Annotated in this window: 16 protein-coding genes; 8 read left to right on the top strand and 8 right to left on the bottom strand. The window is 65.9% G+C overall.

Features of this window, described 5'->3' with window-relative positions:
* Positions 1-30: 30 nt before the first annotated feature.
* The 6 genes from ABZ677_RS05545 to ABZ677_RS05520 all read right to left on the bottom strand — a co-directional run bounded on the left by ABZ677_RS05545 (position 31) and on the right by ABZ677_RS05520 (position 7,802).
* Positions 31-420, bottom strand: coding sequence for a DUF4233 domain-containing protein (locus tag ABZ677_RS05545; RefSeq protein ID WP_037193130.1), 390 nt, complete (start codon positions 418-420; stop codon positions 31-33).
* Positions 417-1,847, bottom strand: coding sequence for a folylpolyglutamate synthase/dihydrofolate synthase family protein (locus tag ABZ677_RS05540; RefSeq protein ID WP_094635560.1), 1,431 nt, complete (start codon positions 1,845-1,847; stop codon positions 417-419). Before ABZ677_RS05540 ends, ABZ677_RS05545 begins: the two co-directional genes overlap by 4 nt.
* The gene (locus tag ABZ677_RS05535; RefSeq protein WP_358367283.1) at positions 1,848-4,523 is read right to left on the bottom strand and encodes a valine--tRNA ligase; all 2,676 of its coding nucleotides are present in this window, start codon (positions 4,521-4,523) and stop codon (positions 1,848-1,850) included.
* Between the two features lie 9 nt (positions 4,524-4,532).
* A complete protein-coding gene (locus tag ABZ677_RS05530) occupies positions 4,533-6,524 on the bottom strand; it encodes a prolyl oligopeptidase family serine peptidase (protein WP_094635562.1) in 1,992 nt (663 codons plus the stop codon).
* Between the two features lie 61 nt (positions 6,525-6,585).
* A complete protein-coding gene (locus tag ABZ677_RS05525; RefSeq protein WP_037193137.1) occupies positions 6,586-7,371 on the bottom strand; it encodes a SigB/SigF/SigG family RNA polymerase sigma factor in 786 nt (261 codons plus the stop codon).
* On the bottom strand, positions 7,371-7,802 hold the full coding sequence (locus tag ABZ677_RS05520; protein WP_037193139.1) for an anti-sigma factor: 432 nt from the start codon (positions 7,800-7,802) through the stop codon (positions 7,371-7,373). The genes ABZ677_RS05525 and ABZ677_RS05520 overlap by 1 nt, the downstream gene beginning before the upstream one ends.
* A 149-nt stretch (positions 7,803-7,951) precedes the next feature.
* Between ABZ677_RS05520 and malQ the strand changes: the two genes are divergently transcribed.
* Entirely contained in the window at positions 7,952-10,159 is a 2,208-nt protein-coding gene (gene malQ, locus ABZ677_RS05515; RefSeq protein ID WP_358367799.1) for a 4-alpha-glucanotransferase, read from the top strand.
* A 34-nt stretch (positions 10,160-10,193) separates the two neighbouring features.
* Positions 10,194-11,039 (top strand): formate dehydrogenase accessory sulfurtransferase FdhD, encoded by an 846-nt coding sequence (gene fdhD, locus ABZ677_RS05510; protein ID WP_358367280.1) that lies wholly within the window; start codon positions 10,194-10,196, stop codon positions 11,037-11,039.
* On the opposite strand, the gene ABZ677_RS05505 is transcribed toward fdhD, so the two are convergent.
* Together ABZ677_RS05505 and ABZ677_RS05500 are read right to left on the bottom strand one after the other, a co-directional pair.
* Positions 11,016-11,663, bottom strand: coding sequence for a CoA transferase subunit B (locus tag ABZ677_RS05505; protein WP_037193144.1), 648 nt, complete (start codon positions 11,661-11,663; stop codon positions 11,016-11,018). The two genes, fdhD and ABZ677_RS05505, sit on opposite strands and share 24 nt — an antisense overlap.
* Positions 11,660-12,409 (bottom strand): CoA transferase subunit A, encoded by a 750-nt coding sequence (locus ABZ677_RS05500; RefSeq protein ID WP_179274629.1) that lies wholly within the window; start codon positions 12,407-12,409, stop codon positions 11,660-11,662. Before ABZ677_RS05500 ends, ABZ677_RS05505 begins: the two co-directional genes overlap by 4 nt.
* Positions 12,410-12,517: 108 nt before the next feature.
* On the opposite strand from ABZ677_RS05500, the gene pcaH reads away from it, so the two are divergent.
* Genes pcaH through ABZ677_RS05470 form a run of 6 tightly spaced genes read left to right on the top strand, consistent with a single transcriptional unit; the run spans position 12,518 to position 18,438 of the window.
* Complete coding sequence (gene pcaH / locus ABZ677_RS05495) at positions 12,518-13,234, top strand: protocatechuate 3,4-dioxygenase subunit beta (RefSeq protein ID WP_037193146.1); 717 nt, start codon at positions 12,518-12,520, stop codon at positions 13,232-13,234.
* Positions 13,227-13,865, top strand: coding sequence for a protocatechuate 3,4-dioxygenase subunit alpha (gene pcaG / locus ABZ677_RS05490; protein ID WP_358367276.1), 639 nt, complete (start codon positions 13,227-13,229; stop codon positions 13,863-13,865). Before pcaH ends, pcaG begins: the two co-directional genes overlap by 8 nt.
* 23 nt (positions 13,866-13,888) lie before the next feature.
* Positions 13,889-15,238, top strand: coding sequence for a 3-carboxy-cis,cis-muconate cycloisomerase (gene pcaB / locus ABZ677_RS05485; RefSeq protein ID WP_358367273.1), 1,350 nt, complete (start codon positions 13,889-13,891; stop codon positions 15,236-15,238).
* Positions 15,235-16,416 (top strand): 3-oxoadipate enol-lactonase, encoded by a 1,182-nt coding sequence (pcaD, locus tag ABZ677_RS05480; RefSeq protein WP_358367270.1) that lies wholly within the window; start codon positions 15,235-15,237, stop codon positions 16,414-16,416. Before pcaB ends, pcaD begins: the two co-directional genes overlap by 4 nt.
* Positions 16,413-17,234: an IclR family transcriptional regulator gene (locus ABZ677_RS05475; RefSeq protein ID WP_037193155.1), complete on the top strand. Its 822-nt coding sequence runs from the start codon at positions 16,413-16,415 to the stop codon at positions 17,232-17,234. The genes pcaD and ABZ677_RS05475 overlap by 4 nt, the downstream gene beginning before the upstream one ends.
* Positions 17,227-18,438 (top strand): acetyl-CoA C-acetyltransferase, encoded by a 1,212-nt coding sequence (locus ABZ677_RS05470; protein WP_037193157.1) that lies wholly within the window; start codon positions 17,227-17,229, stop codon positions 18,436-18,438. Before ABZ677_RS05475 ends, ABZ677_RS05470 begins: the two co-directional genes overlap by 8 nt.

Genomic DNA, 18,438 nt, shown 5'->3' with positions numbered 1-18,438 from the left:
GCGCATCGCCGAAACCGACGGGCTTCCCTGTCAGTCGCGCTGCCCCGGCAGCATTCCTCGTCGGATGCGCTCGGTGATGTCACGGCGCAGGTACAGCAGATACAGCCAGACCGCGATGAAGATCAGGCCGACGGCTCCGATGGAAAGGTGGAACACGGCCCCGGCCAGAACGAACACCTGGAGAACGAGGTTGAGCTTCATCGCCCATGGCTCCCCCTGCTTTCCTGCAGCCAGGATCATCACCACGGCCAACGCCACGATGTACGTCGTCGAGAACCAGGTCGCACCGCCACCCAGGGTGGCCACCACCGGCAGCGCGAGCAGCGTCACGATGGCTTCGAGCACAAGAGTGCCCGCCGCGACACCGCGGAAGCCCTTCCACGGATCGTTCGTGGGTGGTCTGAACTCTGTCTCGCTCACGCGGGGTCCTTTCCGAACAGAGTGCGAGCTGCACCGACGGTCACCACGGATCCGGTCACCACGACTCCGGCACCGGACACGGCCTCGCCCGGCTCGGCGACTTCCTCGGCCAAGCCGATGGCAGTCTCCAGGGCATCGGGCAAGGTCGACGCAACCACGACCCGTTCGTCGCCGAACTTGGCCACCGCGATGTCGGCCAACGCGTCCACGTCCATCGCCCGCGCCGACCCGTTGTGGGTGACGACGATGTCGTCGAACACCGGTTCCAGTGCCTCGAGAATCGCTCCGACGTCCTTGTCCGCCATGACGCTGACGACGCCGACGAGTTTGCGGAAGTCGAATTCGTCGGTGAGGGCGGCTGCAAGCGCTGCTGCCCCGTGCGGGTTGTGCGCGGCATCGAGGAACACTGTCGGGGCGTTGCGTACTCGCTCGAGTCGACCGGGGTTGACGATCGTGGCGAACGCAGCGCGCACGGTGTCCTGATCGAGCTGGCGATCCGGCCCGGCACCGAAGAAAGCCTCGACCGCAGCGAGTGCAAGGGACGCATTGTGCGCCTGATGCTCGCCGTGCAACGGAAGGAAGACGTCGGTGTACACCCCACCGAGCCCCTGCAGTTCCAGTTGTTGGCCACCCACGGCGATCTGCCTGCCGAGCACGGTGAATTCCGATCCGGCCCGCGCCACCGCGGCGTCCGCCTGCACTGCTGCCCGCAGCAGGACCTCGGAGACCTCGGGTTGCTGCTTCGCCAGAATCGCGACCGTGTCACGCGGCACGAGCGATTCCGGTGCCTTCTTGATGATCCCAGCCTTCTCCCCCGCGATCCCCGCGAGATCGTCGCCGAGGAACTCGACGTGATCGAGGCCGATCGGGGTGATGACGGCAACCTCACCGTCGACGACGTTGGTGGCGTCCCAACGCCCACCGAGCCCGACCTCGATGACGGCTACCTCGACCGGAGCCTCGGCGAACGCCGCGAACGCCATGGCCGTGACCACCTCGAACTTGCTCATGCGAGGTCCACCCGCAGCCTCGGACTGCGCGTCGATCATGTCCACGAACGGTGCGATCTCGTTGTAGGTGTCGACGTAGAGCCGGGGCGAGATGGGCCGCCCGTCGATGCTGATCCGCTCGGTCGCCATCTGCAGGTGCGGACTGGTGGTGCGGCCCGTACGCCGATGGAATGCGGTGAGGAGCGCATCGATCATGCGGGTCACCGAGGTCTTGCCGTTCGTGCCGGCGACGTGAATCGACGGGTACGCCTTCTGCGGGGAGCCGAGCAGATCCATCAGCGCCGAGATTCGAGCAGTCGACGGTTCGATCTTCGTTTCGGGCCAACGCTTGTCGAGCTCGGCCTCCACGAGAGCGAGCTCGGCCAGATCGACCGGACTCGGCGGAGGTAGGGGCAGGGCGGCGTCGGGTTCGGTCACTTAGCTTCCCATCGATTCGAGCCGCGCCGAGATGCGTGCGATCTCTTCGCCCGCGATCGTCTGGCGTGTTCTGATCTTGTCCACCACCGCATCCGGTGCCTTCGCGAGAAACGCTTCGTTGCCGAGCTTGCCGGTGGTCTGCGCGAGTTCCTTCTCCGCAGCGGCGAGATCCTTGACCAGCCGGGCCCGCTCGGCGACGAGGTCGACGGTGCCCGAGGTGTCGAGTTCGACGACCACGGTGGCCTTGCTCAGGCGCACCTCGACCGACGCCGTCGCGGCGAAGTCCTCGGCGGGCTCGGTCAGTCGAGCCAGTGCGGTGACTGCCGAAATCTGCCCGTCCAGATCGGATTCGGACACTCCGACGATGCGGGCCGCCACCTTCTGGGACGGCTTGAGTCCTTGATCGCTGCGGAATCGGCGAATCTCGGTGATGAGTCGCTGCATATCCTCGATGCGTTGTGCCGCAACGGGATCGAGAGACTCGACGGCCGGACTCGGCCACGCCGCGATCACCAGCGACTCGCCGCCGGTGAGCACCTTCCACAGCGTCTCGGTGACGAACGGGATCACCGGATGCAGCAGCCGAAGCAGAGCGTCGAGGACGTTACCGAGAACCCCGCGCGTGGTGGCGGCGATGGTCTCGTCGGCGAATTGCACCTTGGCGATCTCGAGGTACCAGTCGCAGACCTCGTCCCAGGCGAAGTGATACAGCGCCTCGCAGGCCTTACTGAACTCGTAGCGATCGAACGCCGAATCCACCTCTGCCCGAACCTCTTCGAGTCGATCGAGGATCCATCGGTCGGCGTCGGTCAGCTCGGCACGGGCAGGCAGATCTGCCGGTGCCGCGCCGTTCATCAAAGCGAACTTGGTGGCGTTGAACAACTTGTTGGCGAAGTTGCGCGACGACTGCGCATGGTCTTCGCCGACGGACATGTCGGCACCCGGGTTCGCACCGCGAGCGAGCGTGAAGCGCAACGCGTCGGCACCGAAACGATCGACCCAGTCCAGAGGATCGATTCCGTTGCCGCGCGACTTCGACATCTTCTTGCCGAACTGGTCACGAATCAGGCCGTGCAGAAACACATCTCGGAACGGAACCTGCGGCCCCTGCTTACCTGCGGTGATCGCGTCGTCCGCTCCGACGTAGGTGCCGAACATCATCATGCGGGCGACCCAGAAGAACAGGATGTCGTATCCGGTGACGAGAACGCCGGTGGGATAGAACTTCTCGAGATCGGCCGTGGCGTCGGGCCACCCCATCGTCGAGAAGGGCCACAGCCCGGACGAGAACCAGGTGTCGAGGACGTCGGGATCCTGCTCCCAGCCCTCCGGTGCGCTCTCCCCCGGTCCGAGGCAGACGGTCTCGCCGTCGGGTCCGTACCAGATCGGAATCCGATGACCCCACCACAGCTGACGCGAGATGCACCAGTCGTGCATGTTGTCGACCCAGGCGAACCAGCGCGGTTCCTGACTCTTGGGATGAATGACGGTGTCGCCGTTCCGGACTGCGTCACCGGCCGCCTTCGCCAGGGTGTCGACCTTGACCCACCACTGCAGCGACAGGCGCGGCTCGATCGGCTCACCGCTGCGCTCGGAGTGGCCGACGCTGTGCAGGTAGGGGCGCTTCTCGGCGACGACGCGGCCCTGCTCGGCCAGTGCCTCACGAACCTTCACACGCGCCTCGAAGCGGTCCATACCGTCGAATTGCGTTCCGGTCTCGGCGATCCGGCCTGCTTTGTCCATGATCGAGGGCATCGGCAACGAGTGCCGCACGCCCATCTCGAAGTCGTTGGGGTCGTGAGCCGGGGTGATCTTCACTGCGCCGGTGCCGAATTCGGGGTCGACGTAGTCGTCGGCGATGATCGGGATCCGGCGTCCGGTGAACGGGTGCTCGAGGGTGGTGCCGACGAGAGCCTTGTACCGCTCGTCGTCGGGGTGGACCGCAACTGCGGTGTCGCCGAGCATCGTTTCGACGCGGGTTGTCGCGACGATGACATGTGGTTCGGAGTCGTCGAGCGAGCCGTATCGCAGCGACACGAGTTCGCCCTCGACGTCCTCGAACTTGACCTCGATGTCGGAGATGGCGGTCTGCAGCACCGGCGACCAGTTGACCAGTCGCTCGGCGCGGTAGATCAAACCGTCGTCGAACATCCGCTTGAACATGGTCTGCACGGCCTCGGACAGGCCGTCGTCCATGGTGAAACGCTCTCGGCTCCAGTCGACACCGTCGCCGATGCGCTGCATCTGCCCACCGATGGTTCCGCCCGATTCACGCTTCCAGTCCCAGACCTTGTCGATGAACAGCTCGCGGCCGAACTCTTCCTTGGTCTTTCCGTCGGCGGCGAGCTGCTTCTCCACCACGGTCTGCGTGGCGATTCCCGCGTGGTCCATACCCGGCAGCCAGAGCACCTCGTACCCGAGCATCCGCTTGCGACGACTCAGCGCGTCCATCAACGTGTGGTCGAGAGCGTGACCCATGTGCAGGCTGCCCGTGACGTTGGGCGGGGGCAGCACTATGGAGTAGGGCGGCTTGCCGCTGGTGGCGTCGGCTTCGAAGTACCCGGCGTCGACCCAGGACCGGTACAGCTCCGCCTCGACCGCACTGGGATCCCAGCTCTTGGGCAGGTCGATCGAATCGGCGGGGTTCTCTGAGTGCTCTGGCGCTGAACTGGTCACCGGTCGATTCTAGTGGCCGAGGATTCGGGGCATCGACACCCTCTCGCCCAGCACGTGCTCCGCCAGGAATGCCAGCACCACCTCGTACCAGACCTTGGCGTGCTGGGGACTCAGAATCCAGTGGTTCTCGGCCGGGAAATAGAGGAAACGATGCTCGGTGTTGCCCTCGTCGTCGGCGGGCAGACCGGATTCGCTGAGCAGTTCGTACCACAGCCGCAGGCCCTCGCCGATAGGCACGCGATAGTCCTTGTCGCCGTGGATGACCAGCATCGGCGTCGCGATGTCCGCGACGAACAGGTGCGGGGAGTTCTCCACCGCCATCTCCGGAGACATCTCGCGGGCCCAGTAGTACGGCGCATCGGTGGTCGGCCCGAATTGATCGAGCGCCCACAGGCTCGCATGGGTGACGATGGCGTCGAACCGGTCGGTGTGTCCAGCGATCCAGTTGGCCATGTAGCCGCCGAAGGATCCGCCCATCGCCGCGGTGCGGGTGTCGTCGATCTCGGGTAGCCCGGCCGCGACATCGGTCAACGCCATCAGATCGGTGAACGGGGCCTTGCCCCACGCTCCCCAGCCGCGCTGCACGAACTCCTGGCCGTACCCGGTGGACAGGGCCGGATCCGGCAGCAGCACGGCGTATCCGCGGGCCACCATCAGCCACGGATTCCACCGCCACGACCAGGTGTTCCACGAACCGAGCGGACCACCGTGCACCCACAGCAGCAGTGGTGCGGGCGCCGCGTCCGAGGCACCCTCGGGCAGTGCCAGCCAGCCGCGCACCCGGGCACCGTCGTCGACGACGGTGTCGATCTCGGTGAGAGTTCCCGGCAACGGACAGCGGTCGATGGAGGTGTCGAGGTCGACGACGGTGCCGTCGGACAGGTCGATCGAGACCGGATGCGGAGCGGCCAGATAGGACGCGGCGAGTGCCAGCACCCTGGTTCCGTCCGGGGACACGTGAACGTGGGTGTACGCATCGTCGGTGTTCGTCAGCCGACGCGGCTCCGCGCCGTCACGGACGACGAATATCGGGGACCGGCCGTCGTCGTCTGCGGTGACCAGTACCCCCGACCCGTCCGGCAGCCACACCGGGTCGATCGGCCACCGATCCCAGCCGGGCGCGACGTCGACGACCGAGGAGGACTCGAAATCGTAGCGCTGCAGCGTCATTCGCGGCGCGTCCTCGGGAGTGGAGAGCGATTCACGCACGAACACCACGGACGCGCCGTCGGGCGAGATCGCAGGCGCGCCCAGGTCGGCATCGACGTCGTCGACGATCGTGGTGCGCTCCCCCGTCGCGGTGTCGATGCGCACCAGCACGGTCCGCACGGTCGCCAGAGCGCCGGGGACGGCCCAGGTGGACACGACGAAAGAACCGTCGGCAACGACATCGAATGCCGCTTCGTGGAGTGCCCCGGCCGCACCGGGGGTGAGATCGCGCAGTCCGGTGGAACCGTCCGCCGATCCCGAGAACAAGTGTGGGGTCGCCGGGCCCAGGTCGTGATCCCAGAAACGCACCGGAACCCCGGTGTGCAGAATTGCATCCACCTTGTTCGCCTTGCGCTCGGTGCGCAGGGCGTCGTCGTCCTCATCGGTGCTCGACGATCCGAACACCGGCGAGAACCCGACGAGCCCGAGTCCGGAACGGGCGGTTCGGACCTCGCTCAGACCGGCCGACCGAGTCTCGAGCACTCGCGCCTCGCCGCCCGACGCAGGCAGAATCCACAGCCGGGCCGGATCGTCCTTGCTGGACCGGCGAGAGAACAACAGATCGCCCGCCGAGGTGAACACCGGAGCGCTCTCACCCCACTCGCCGTGGGTGAGGCGTCGGGCAGGCGAACCACCGTCGACATCGATCTCCCACAACGACGTTCGGTACTCGGTCCGCGAATCGTCCAGTGCAGCAATCGCGATCACCGCCCGCGAGAAATCGTGCGATGCCGCCAGGCCCGTGACTCGACGGGCTCCGATGTACTCGTCGACGTCGTCGTACATGCTCATCCCGCGAGCCTAGCTTTTCCGGTCGACCGATCGAGTCGTTCCGCAGGCTCCACTCCTGCCCTCAGTCCTCGCCGAGGTCCTCACGCAACTGAGCGAGGGTGCGAGCCAGAATTCGCGAGACGTGCATCTGCGAAATCCCCACCTTCTCGGCAATCTGCGTCTGGGTCATCGACCCGAAGAATCTGAGGACGACGATTCGACGCTCTCGCTCGGGCAGCTTCTCGAGTGCGGGGCGCACCGCGAGGTAGCTCTCCATCTTCTCGAGTTCGGGATCGTCGGCACCGAGGGTGTCCATCAGCGGCAACCGATCCTCGCTGACCACCGAGTCGACCGAGACGGTCTGGTACGCGCTGCGCGCGAGCAATGCCTGCGAGGCTTCCTTGACGTCGATCCCGAGTTCGGCGGCGATCTCGCTGGCGGTCGGAGCTCGACCGAGCTTCTGCGACAACGACCCCACCGCCTGGGAGATCATCGAGTTCAGTTCCTTCATGCGCCGCGGCACCCGGACCGACCATCCGGCGTCGCGGAAGTAGCGGCGAGCCTCGCCCATGATCGTGGGCACGGCGAACGACACGAAATCCGATCCACGTTCGATGTCGAACCGGTCGACTGCGTTCACCAGACCGAGACGTGAGACCTGCAGGAGATCCTCGTGTGCCTCGCCGCGACCGCCGAAGCGGCGCGCGATGTGTTCTGCCAGAGGGAGGCAGCGCGTGATGATGCGATCGCGCAGTACTCGGCGTTGCGGAGAGTTCTCGTCGAGCGCCTGCATCTGCTGGATCAGTGCGACAACGTCGCTGTAATCGTCGGACTCTCGCCGTGTGCTTCGTTCGTGCGGCACAGGCACTAGACCTTGCTCCTCCGCTTGACCACGTCGATCGCGACCGCGCGACCCGCCTGGCCCTCGACCGCGTCGTCGGCGCGCAGTTCGATGGTGTCGGTCAACGTCTGCAACACGTGCCAGCCGAAGCTGTCCTTCTTCGGCACGGACGTGGGTGTCAACGTGGATGTGACGACGATCCGGATTCCGGAGTCGCTCACAGCGAACGTGCAGGAGAGCTCCGCATCGGTGACCGAGCCCTTGATCAGCTGCGAACACACCTCGTCCACGACCAGCTTCACATCGGCGATGTCGTCGAGCGTGAAGTCGCTGAGCACTGCGAGAGTCTCGGCGACCGCGCGAACCACCGGAAGTTGGTCGGCCTCGGCACGCACCCTCAGCTCGACCGGTGCACCGGAACCTCGCTCCAGTTCTTCGATCTTGCTGACCCCAGCCATCCGCACTTCCCATCGTCGCCGAGCAGTGTTCTTACCGTTCGCCGAGTCAGACTACCCAGCGCACGGCGTTTCAATCCTGGCAGTCGAGCAACCGGGCCCGCCGATCGTTCGATTCGCACCGATGGCAGGTGAACAACGTCCCGGCCGGCATGACGCGGGCGCAGCGAACTGGCACGATCATCGATGTGGACTACTCGCAGGCACTTCGCTCTCTCGCCCGACGTCTCGGCACATCGACCTCGTACCGAGGCTGGGACGACACCGAACACGAAGTGAGCGACGACACCCTGCGTCAGGTGCTCGCGGCGCGCGGCTACGCAACCGAATCCACCGAGGACGTCGACCGCGCTCTTGCCGACATCGAGAACGCGCCGTGGCGGCGCTTGCTTCCGCCCGTGGTGGTGGCCACGCAGGGCACCGATGCCGTGGTGTGGGTGCATGTGCCACACGGCAATCCGGTCGAGGTCTCGATGGTCTCCGAGGAGGGTGAGACCATCGAGGTGGCCCAGGCCGACGTCTGGGTCGATCCCCGGGAGGTCGACGGCCGCCTCATGGGTCGCGCCACGTTCGTCGTTCCGGGTAATGCACCGCTCGGTTGGCACAGCCTGACCGCGACGACCATCAGCGAGGACAACACGGTCCGAACATCGGACGCGGTCGTGGTGGTCACTCCGAAGTCGTTGTCCCCCAATGCAGAACTGGCAGACCGGCAGCGGACGGGTTTGCTCACCCAGTTGTACTCGGTGAGGTCGAGACGATCGTGGGGAATCGGCGATCTCGGCGATCTGGAGGACATGGCCGACATCGCCGGCCGCGAGCACGGGTTCGACTACCTCCTCGTCAATCCGCTGCACGCCGACCGACCCACCACACCGGTCGAGGCGTCGCCCTATCTGCCGACCACCCGCCGGTTCTTCAACTCGCTCTACATCCGAGTGGAGAACATTCGTGAAACCGCGCTGCTGTCACCGGAACAGTTCGGCAAGGTCCAGAAAGCGGCGAAGCGGTTCGACAAGGCCAACAAACGAACCGGAAAGCTGAACAGAGACTCGACCTTCACGGCGAAACTGCGTGCCCTGGAACGTGTTCACAAGGTCGAACGGAGCCCGGCGCGCGAATCCGCATTCCGCGCTTTCGTCGAACGCGAGGGTTCCGGACTGCGCGATTTCGCGGTGTGGAGCGCCCTGGCGGAGAAGTTCGGACCCGAGAATTCGGCCTGGACCGACAAGGCAGCACACCCGCGGACCGACTTCGTGCTCCAGCAGCGCACCAAGCTCGCCGAGCGCATCGACTTCCACATGTGGCTGCAGTGGATCTGCGACGAGCAGTTGGCAGCCGCGCAACGCTCGGCACTCGATGCGGGGATGGACATCGGCATCATGCACGACCTCGCCGTGGGCGTTGCGCGCGGCGGAGCCGATGCCTGGGCTCTGGGTGACGTGTTGGCGTCGGGAGTCACGGTGGGCGCGCCGCCGGACAACTTCAACCAGCAGGGCCAGAATTGGAACCAACCCCCGTGGGATCCGGACCGGCTCCGCGAACTGGCATACGTCCCGTACCGCGACATGCTGCGCACCATCCTTCGACATGCAGGCGGCATCCGCGTCGACCACATCCTGGGCCTGTTCCGCCTGTGGTGGATTCCACAGGAGGCCGAGAATGCCGGCGGCGGAACGTATGTCGAGTACGACCACGAGGCTCTGATCGGCATACTGGCTCTCGAGGCCGAGCGCGCAGGCGCAGTGGTGGTCGGTGAGGACCTCGGTGTCTTCGAGCCGATGGTGCAGGAGTACCTCACCGAACGCGGCATCTTCGGCACCTCGATCCTGTGGTTCGAGGCCGACGAATCGGGGCCGATCCCGCCGGAGAACTACCGCACTCTGTGTCTGACGTCGGTGACCACGCACGATCTGCCGCCCACGGCCGGTTATCTCGACGGCGAACACATCGACCTGCGATCACGTCTCGGCCTGCTCGAACGCGATATCGATTCCGAGAAGGAGGTCGACGCGCGCAAACGTGAGGCCGTCCTCGACATGGCGCGCGAGCGCGGATTGCTCGGCGCCGACGCCGACAACCACGACACGGTGGAAGCTCTGCATCGCCTCGTCCAGCGCAGTCCATCCCTGCTGATCGGTGTCGCTCTCGTCGACGCCGTCGGAGAACACCGCATTCAGAACCAGCCCGGTACCGACGAAACCCAGTACGAGAACTGGAAGATCCCGTTGGCCGACGCGAAAGGCAAGCGAGTGCTCGTCGACGATCTCGTCGATCACCCCCGCATGGTCTCGTTGGTGAGCGCAATGGCCCACCGAGTCGACGGCCCGAGAACGCCGGGGTCCACAATCGAAGAATGAGTCACCGAAGTCACCGCGAATCGAGCCGATACTGATGGGCCGCATCACCACCCGCAGGCCCGTCGTCCGACTCCGGGGTGAGCACCGCGTCGAACGCCCCGACACCCTCGTGGTGGAGGAGCCGCTCGAGTTGCGGGTGAACGGCGCAGCGCTGGCCGTCACCATGCGCACTCCCGGACACGACGTCGAGCTCGTTCACGGCTTCCTGCTGACCGAAGGTGTGATCGCCTCGGGAGCCGACATCGCAGCGGCTCGTTACTGCGACGGAGTCGACGACGAGGGCACGAACACCTACAACGTCCTCGATGTCACCCTGGCCGAGGGAGTCGCTCCGCCGGAGACCGGCGTCGAACGGAACTTCTACACGACGTCCTCGTGCGGAGTGTGCGGCAAGGGGTCGTTGGACGCAATTCGCTTGCGCACCCAACACTCCCCCGTGGCCGATACCGTCGTCGTGACGTCGGCAACTCTGTCCGGGCTACCCGACACGCTGCGCGCTGCGCAGAAGGTCTTCGACACCACCGGCGGTCTGCATGCCGCAGCCCTGTTCACCGCAGACGGCGAGATGCTTGTTCTGCGTGAGGATGTCGGACGCCACAACGCCGTCGACAAGGTCGTCGGCTGGGCGGTGACCAACGATCGGATTCCGCTGCAGGGCACGGTGCTGATGGTCAGCGGCCGCGCCTCGTTCGAATTGGCTCAGAAGGCGGTGATGTCCGGAATACCGATTCTCGCGGCGGTCTCGGCCCCGTCCTCGCTCGCGGTCGACCTCGCGACCGAATCCGGCCTGACGGTCGTCGGCTTCCTCCGCGGTCGGTCGATGAACATCTACTCACACGCCGACCGCGTTCTCGTCTCAGAGGGCAGCGTCGACCAGTAGTTCGGCAGCGGTCGCGTTCCTGACCTCGTCCACGGACACACCGGGCGCGGTCTCGACGAGACGCAGCCCGTTCGCGGTGACGTCGAGAACGGCCATGTCGGAAATGATCCTGTGCACGCAGCCCTTCCCGGTGAGCGGCAGGGTGCAGCGCTCGACGATCTTCGGCTCACCCTTGCGAGAGACGTGCTCCATCATCACGATGACGCGTCGCGCTCCGTGCACCAGATCCATCGCGCCACCCATCCCCTTGACCATGTGCCCGGGGATCATCCAGTTCGCCAGATCACCGGTGGCGCTGACCTGCATCGCCCCCAGTACCGCGACGTCGACCTGACCGCCACGGATCATTCCGAACGACTGTGCGGAATCGAAGTAGGACGCACCGGGAAGGACCGTGATGGTCTCCTTGCCCGCGTTGATGATCTCGGCGTCGAGTTCGTCCTCGGTGGGATACGGTCCGACGCCGAGCACTCCGTTCTCCGAATGCAGGATCACCGAGACGTCGGTGGGGATGTAGTTGGGCACGAGAGTCGGCATGCCGATGCCGAGATTGACGTACTGACCGTCGCTGAGTTCCTGCGCCACCCGAGCCGCCATCTGTTCGCGGGTCATCTTCTCGCTCATGCTCGTACCGTCCTCTGCTCGATGCCGACCTCGACCGGTCCGACATGGACCACCCGCTGCACGTGAATACCCGGGGTGTGCACCTCGTCGGGTCCGATCTCGCCCGGCTCGACGAGATGCTCGACCTGCGCGACGGTGATGCGCCCCGACGCGGCGGCAGGCGGATTGAAGTTTCGGGCACTGGCGTGGAACACCAGGTTGCCGTGGCGGTCGCCCTTCCAGGCGTGCACGAGCGCGTAGTCGGCGACGATTCCGCGTTCCATCACGTAGGTGACACCGTCGAATTCACGGGTTTCCTTGGGCGGACTGGCCAGTGCGATCCCGCCGCTGCCGTCGTACCGCAGCGGCAAACCGCCGTCTGCGACCTGAGTTCCGACCCCTGCGGGCGTGAAGAACGCCGGTATGCCGGCACCACCTGCTCGCAGTCGTTCGGAGAGGGTGCCCTGCGGGGTCAATTCGACTTCGAGTTCGCCGGAGAGATACTGCCGCGCGAACTCCTTGTTCGAGCCGACGTACGAACTGATGGTCCGGCGAATGCGGTGGTGTGCCAACAGCACTCCTAAGCCGAATCCATCCGTTCCACAGTTGTTGCTGATGGTTTCCAGATCGGTCGCGCCCTGGGCGAGTACGGCGTCGATGAGGATCTCCGGCACTCCGACCAATCCGAATCCGCCGACGGCAATCGACGATCCGTCGGGAATGTCCGCTACGGCTTCGGTGGCGCTGGCCACGACTTTATCCAACATGAGACGCACGTTACCGCATATTGTGCGGAATATGAACAGGTTGCCACAATGCGAACATTTCGCTATTCTGGCTGTTGCGTAGATCACCACAATCGTGAGGAACCTTCGATGCTTCATCTCCCGCCCGAGTATCGGGATCAATCGGGGGTCCATGCCCCGCTCGACTTCCCCGAGTATCGGACCACCGCCCTTCGGCATCCCGCTCAGCCGCTGACCCTGCTCCCCCAGCGACTCACCGAGATCACCGGACCGGTGCTGGGCGAGGGACGCGTCACCGCCGCCGACTCGGACCTCACCCTGGCGAACAACGGTGAGGCACAGGGGCAGCGGATCATCGTGCACGGCCGCGTGCTCGACAGCGACGGCAAGGCGATTCCGAACACACTCGTCGAGGTATGGCAGGCCAATGCAGGCGGCCGATACCGTCACACCGGTGACCGGTGGCCTGCACCGCTCGATCCGCACTTCAACGGCAACGGTCGTGTACTCACCGATGCCGAGGGCAGGTATCGATTCACCACGATCAAGCCGGGCGCGTACCCCTGGGGCAACCACCACAACGCGTGGCGACCCGCCCACATTCACTTCTCACTGTTCGGCCAGGCGTTCACCCAACGACTGGTGACTCAGATGTACTTCCCGGACGACCCCATGTTCTTCCAGGATCCGATCTTCAACGCCGTGCCCGAGGACTCGCGTGCTCGAATGATCAGCACGTTCGATTACGAAGCGACACAGGAAAATTGGGCCCTGGGATTCCGATTCGACATCGTGCTGCGCGGCCGAAACGCAACCCCCTTCGAGGAGGACGACCACGATGACTGATCCCGAGTTCGCCCCGCGCTACCCGGTGAACGCAGGTGCCGACTTCGGTACCGCACCGTTCGGCCAGACCCCGTCCCAGACAGTGGGCCCGTACGTTCACATCGGATTGCTGTGGCCCGACGGTGAGAGCGTGGTCCCGCAGGGCACCGACGGCGAGATCACCGTGTCGTTCACCCTGATCGACGGAGCCCGAAACCCCATGTCCGACGGCATGATCGAGACCTGGCAGGCCGACGGCGACGGCCGGTTCGATCACCCCGACGATCCGCGCGGCGCGGTGCCGTCGCGCACCACAGGCTTTCGCGGCTTCGGGCGAGCGTTCGCCGACGAGACCGGAACGATGGCGATCACGACGATCAAGCCGGGGCCGCTGCCCGCCGAGAACGGTGCCGTCGAAGCACCGCACATCGACGTCGCAATCTTTGCCCGTGGAATGCTCGATCGAGCCGTGACACGAGTGTATTTTCCCGACGAAACCGAGGCCAATGCGGTCGATCCGGTGTTGTCCGCCATGCCGGAGCACAAGCGTGCCAGACTCGTCGCAGCACCGGTGCACGGCGGATATCACCTCGACATCGTGCTGCAGAACACCGATCCGGACGGCGACGAGACTCCGTTCTTCGCGCTGTGACACACGATTGGCGAAAGGGGACGATGAAATCCGAACGAGGGGCACTGTTCGATCCGACGTTCGGCAGCGACGAGGTTGCGCCGTTCGTGGGCGACCGGGCCTGGGTGACAGCGATGTTCGCCGTCGAGGCGGCGCTCTCCCGGTCCGCAGTCTCGGTCGGTCTCGTCGACGCCGGTCACGCCGAGGTCATCACCACTGCTGCGGCCGAACTCGGGGCGCAGCTGGACATCGCGAGGCTCGGAGTGGATGCGGCGGCCGGGGGCAATCCGGTGATCCCGCTGGTGAAGATCCTTCGGAACGAGGTGGCCGAGGCCGGGGTTCCTGCCACCGCAGTACATCCGGGGGCCACCAGCCAGGACGTCATGGACACCGCACTGATACTCGTCTGCCGCGATGCACTCGGTGTCATCGAGGCCTCGCTCGACGCTGCGAGTGCCGCTGCGCGAGGTCTCGCCCTGGCCCACCGGACCACCCCGATGGCGGCCCGCACTCTCGGCCAGCAGGCATTGCCCACCACCTTCGGCCTGGTGGCTGCGAACTGGTTCTCGGGGCTGTGCCGTGCGCGGACCAGGGTTGCTGCCGTTCGACGCGCGTGCACCGTCCAGTACGGCGGAGCTGCAGGCACTCTCGCGGCCGTGCATCCACACGGACCGGCCATTGCCGCGGCGCTTGCCGTCGAACTGGGCTTGGCTCGACAGACCGCGCCCTGGCACACCGACCGCACCGCAATAGCCGACATCGCGTGCTCCTTGGGCATCGCGGCAGGAACGATCGGCAAGATCGCCGCGGACATCGTGGCGATGTCCGCCACCGAGCTGGGCGAGGTCTCGGAGGACGCGCCGGGTGGATCGTCGGCGATGCCGCACAAGCGCAATCCGGTTGCCGCCGTCACGGCTCGCGCCGCGGCCCGGCGGGTCCCGGGTGCGGTGGCGACGGTGCTGTCGAACATGGACCACGAACACCAGCGCGCCGCGGGAGCGTGGCATGCCGAATGGGAGACCATCACCGATCTGCTGCGCCTCACCGGTGGTGCCGCTCATCGACTCTCGCAGAGCCTGAGCGGGTTACACGTACATCCCGAAGAGATGGCCCGAAATCTGGACGCAACGGGCGGCGCTCTGCTCGCCGAACGTGTCACCGCGGCATTGGCAACGCACACCGAGCAGGCCCGGGACATAGTCACCGCGCGATGCGCGGTGGGAGCCCCGCTGGACAGCGACCCTGCCATCACGGCATTTCTTCCACCGTCGACGGTGCGCGAACTACTCGACCCGGCCGCGTATCTCGGCCACGCACCCGAACTGGTCGACGCGATCCTCGCGGAGCATGCCCTCGACACCGAACACACCACAGAATCGAAGGATTCACGATGACCGTCGCACTTGCACACGAACTCACCGAGGGGCCAGGCCCCGACGCGGAGACCGTCGTGCTGATCGGATCGCTCGGCTCGGATCGATCGATGTGGAACCCGCAGATCGGAACGCTCTCCGCCTCCGTTCACGTTCTCTCCGTCGACCTTCGCGGGCACGGACGGTCTCCGGTCCCACCCGGCCCCTATTCGGTGAGCGAACTCGCCGAAGACGTGGTGGCACTGCTGGATTCACTCGATCTGGCCCGTGTGCACATCGTCGGACTGTCCCTCGGCGGTGCGGTCTCGCAGTGGATCGCCATCCATCGCCCGGAGCGAGTGCGGACACTGACATTGCTGTGCACCTCGGCGAAGTTCGGCGAGCCGGCGCAATGGCTCGAACGAGCCGCCGCTGTCCGAGCGGCGGGAACGGCGTCGGTGGCCGACGCCGTACTCGCGCGCTGGTTCACCCCCGAACTGGCCGATCGCGACACCGATCTCGTCGACCGGCATCGCCGGATGATCGTCGATACCTCGGACGAGGGCTACGCAGCATGTTGTGAGGCGTTGTCGGACTGGGATTCTCGTTCGGATCTGCGCCGAATCACCGCTCCGACCCTGGTGATCGCGGGACTGCAGGATCCCTCGACCACCCCCGCGGACCTGAAGATCATCGCCGACGGCGTCGCCGGATCGACGTTCCGGGTACTCGACCCGGCCGCGCATCTGGCCAACGTCGAACAAGCCGGACCGGTCACCGTGGCCGTTGCCGCACACATCGGATCGGATGCGTATGCCGTCGGACGCGCGGCGGCCCACGATGCCGGTATGGCGGTGCGGCGCAGCATCCTCGGCGATGCGCACGTCGACCGCAGCATCGCCGCACGAACCGATTTCACCGCACCGTTCCAGGATTTCATCACCCGCACCGCATGGGGTGACATCTGGAATCGCCCGGGACTCGATCACCACACCCGCAGACTGCTGACCCTGGCCATCCTGACGGCCGTGGGCAATCAACACGAACTCGACATGCACATCCGGGCAGCCCTACGAGCAGGCACCGCACCGGACACCCTCGCGGAGGTGTTCCTGCACACCGCGGTGTACGCGGGAGTTCCGAACAGCAACAGCGCATTCGGTCTCGCGAACGCGGCCATCGCCGAGACCTCGGCCGAGACCGAACCGGGTACCTCGTGAACCCCGCGGAATCGCCGCCGCCGTCCTCGGACTACGTCCAGTCCCTCGGTCGTGGTCTTGCGGTGATCCGAGCCTTCGACGCCGAGCATCCGCGTCGAACTCTCTCCGATGTCGCCCGAGCAACCGACCTCACCCGGGCCACGGCCCGGCGTTTCCTGCTCACACTCGTCGAACTCGGCTACGTCCGCACCGACGGCTCGATGTTCTGGCTCACCCCACGAGTGCTCGAGCTCGGCTACAGCTATCTGTCCAGCCTGTCGCTCCCGGAAGTCTCGGGGCCGCACCTCGAGGCTCTCGCCGAACGGGTTCGCGAGTCGTCCTCGGTCTCGATTCTCGACGGCGACGACGTGGTGTACGTCGCCCGTGTTCCGGTCAGCCGCATCATGACAGTCGGCATCAACATCGGCACCCGGTTCCCCGCGTTCGCGACATCGATGGGTCGTGTGCTGCTGGCCGGACTGCCTGCCGAGGAACTCGCGGCCTACCTCGATCGGGTGCGCTTGACACCTCTCACCGGCAAGACGATCACCACTGCCGATGCGCTCGGACGCGAACTCGCACGAGTGCGGAGCGAGGGCTTCTGTCTGGTGGATCAGGAACTCGAAGAAGGACTGCGGTCGATCGCCGCACCCATCCACGACAACAACGGCGTGGTTGTCGCCGCAGCGAACGTCTCGACTCAAGCTGCGCGTCATTCCGCCGATGCAGTCCGCACCGAACTACTCCCGGCTCTGCTCGACGCCACCCGCGCGATCGAGATCGACCTGCTCCGGGTGAGCACCGGGCCCAACGACAAGCGAGGAAACACCCATGCCTGACGCCGTGATCTGCGAACCCCTTCGAACACCGGTCGGCCGCTTCGGCGGTCAGTTCCGAGACATCTCCGCCCAGGCCCTGGCCAGTACGGTCATCTCCGAACTCGTTGCCCGAACAGGCATCTCCGGTGCCGACATCGACGACGTCATCCTGGGTCAGGCGTCCCCCAACGGTGATGCACCGGCGATCGGACGCATCGCCGCACTCGATGCCGATCTGGGTATCGACGTCCCCGGGATGCAGGTCGACCGCCGCTGCGGCTCCGGGCTGCAAGCGGTACTGCAGGCGTGCATGCAGGTGCAATCCGGGGGCAACGATCTGGTTCTGGCCGGCGGTGTCGAGAGTATGAGTCAGACCGAGTTCTACGCCACCGGCATGCGGTGGGGCGTCAAGGCCGAGGCAGTGGCCCTGTCCGACCGACTCGCCCGAGCGCGAGTGACCGCGGGCGGCAAGAACTTTCCGGTACCCGGCGGGATGATCGAGACCGCAGAGAACCTGCGCGCGGAATTTTCCATCAGCCGCGCCGATCAGGACGCACTCGCAGTCCAGTCCCACCGACGTGCAGTGGCCGCACAGAACAGCGGTGTGTTCGCGGAGGAGATCGTGGGAGTGTCGGTCCCCCAACGCAAATCGGATCCGATGCTCGTCACCACCGACGAGCATCCGCGGGCAGACACCACCGTGGAGTCACTGGCGAAGCTGAAGGCGATCCGCGCGTCGGTGGACCCGGAGTCCACCGTCACCGCAGGAAACGCCAGCGGACAGAACGACGGCGCCGCGATCGCGATCGTCACCACCCCGGAAAGAGCTGCCGCGCTCGGCCTTCGGCCGCTGGCGCGATTGGCCGGCTGGGGCGTGGCCGGTGTTGCCCCACGGACGATGGGCATCGGACCGGTACCGGCGAGCGAGAAGGCGCTCGGGCGGCTCGGACTGAGTCTCGACGACATGGGCGTCATCGAACTCAACGAAGCGTTCGCCGCTCAGGCTCTCGCCGTCACCCGGTCGTGGGGCATCGAATCCGACGATCCGCGACTGAACCCACACGGTTCCGGCATCTCGCTCGGCCATCCCGTCGGTGCCACCGGTGCCCGCATCCTGGCAACGCTGTTGCGCGAAATGGACCGACGAGAGGTCCGCTACGGACTCGAGACGATGTGCATCGGCGGCGGCCAGGGACTTGCTGCAGTGTTCGAGCGAATCGGCTGA

Source organism: Rhodococcus sp. NPDC006774, assembly GCF_040636045.1.
In the GTDB taxonomy this organism is placed as follows: domain Bacteria; phylum Actinomycetota; class Actinomycetes; order Mycobacteriales; family Mycobacteriaceae; genus Rhodococcoides.
Note: the sequence above shows the minus strand (reverse complement) of the source record. Positions and strands in the feature narration are given on the sequence as shown.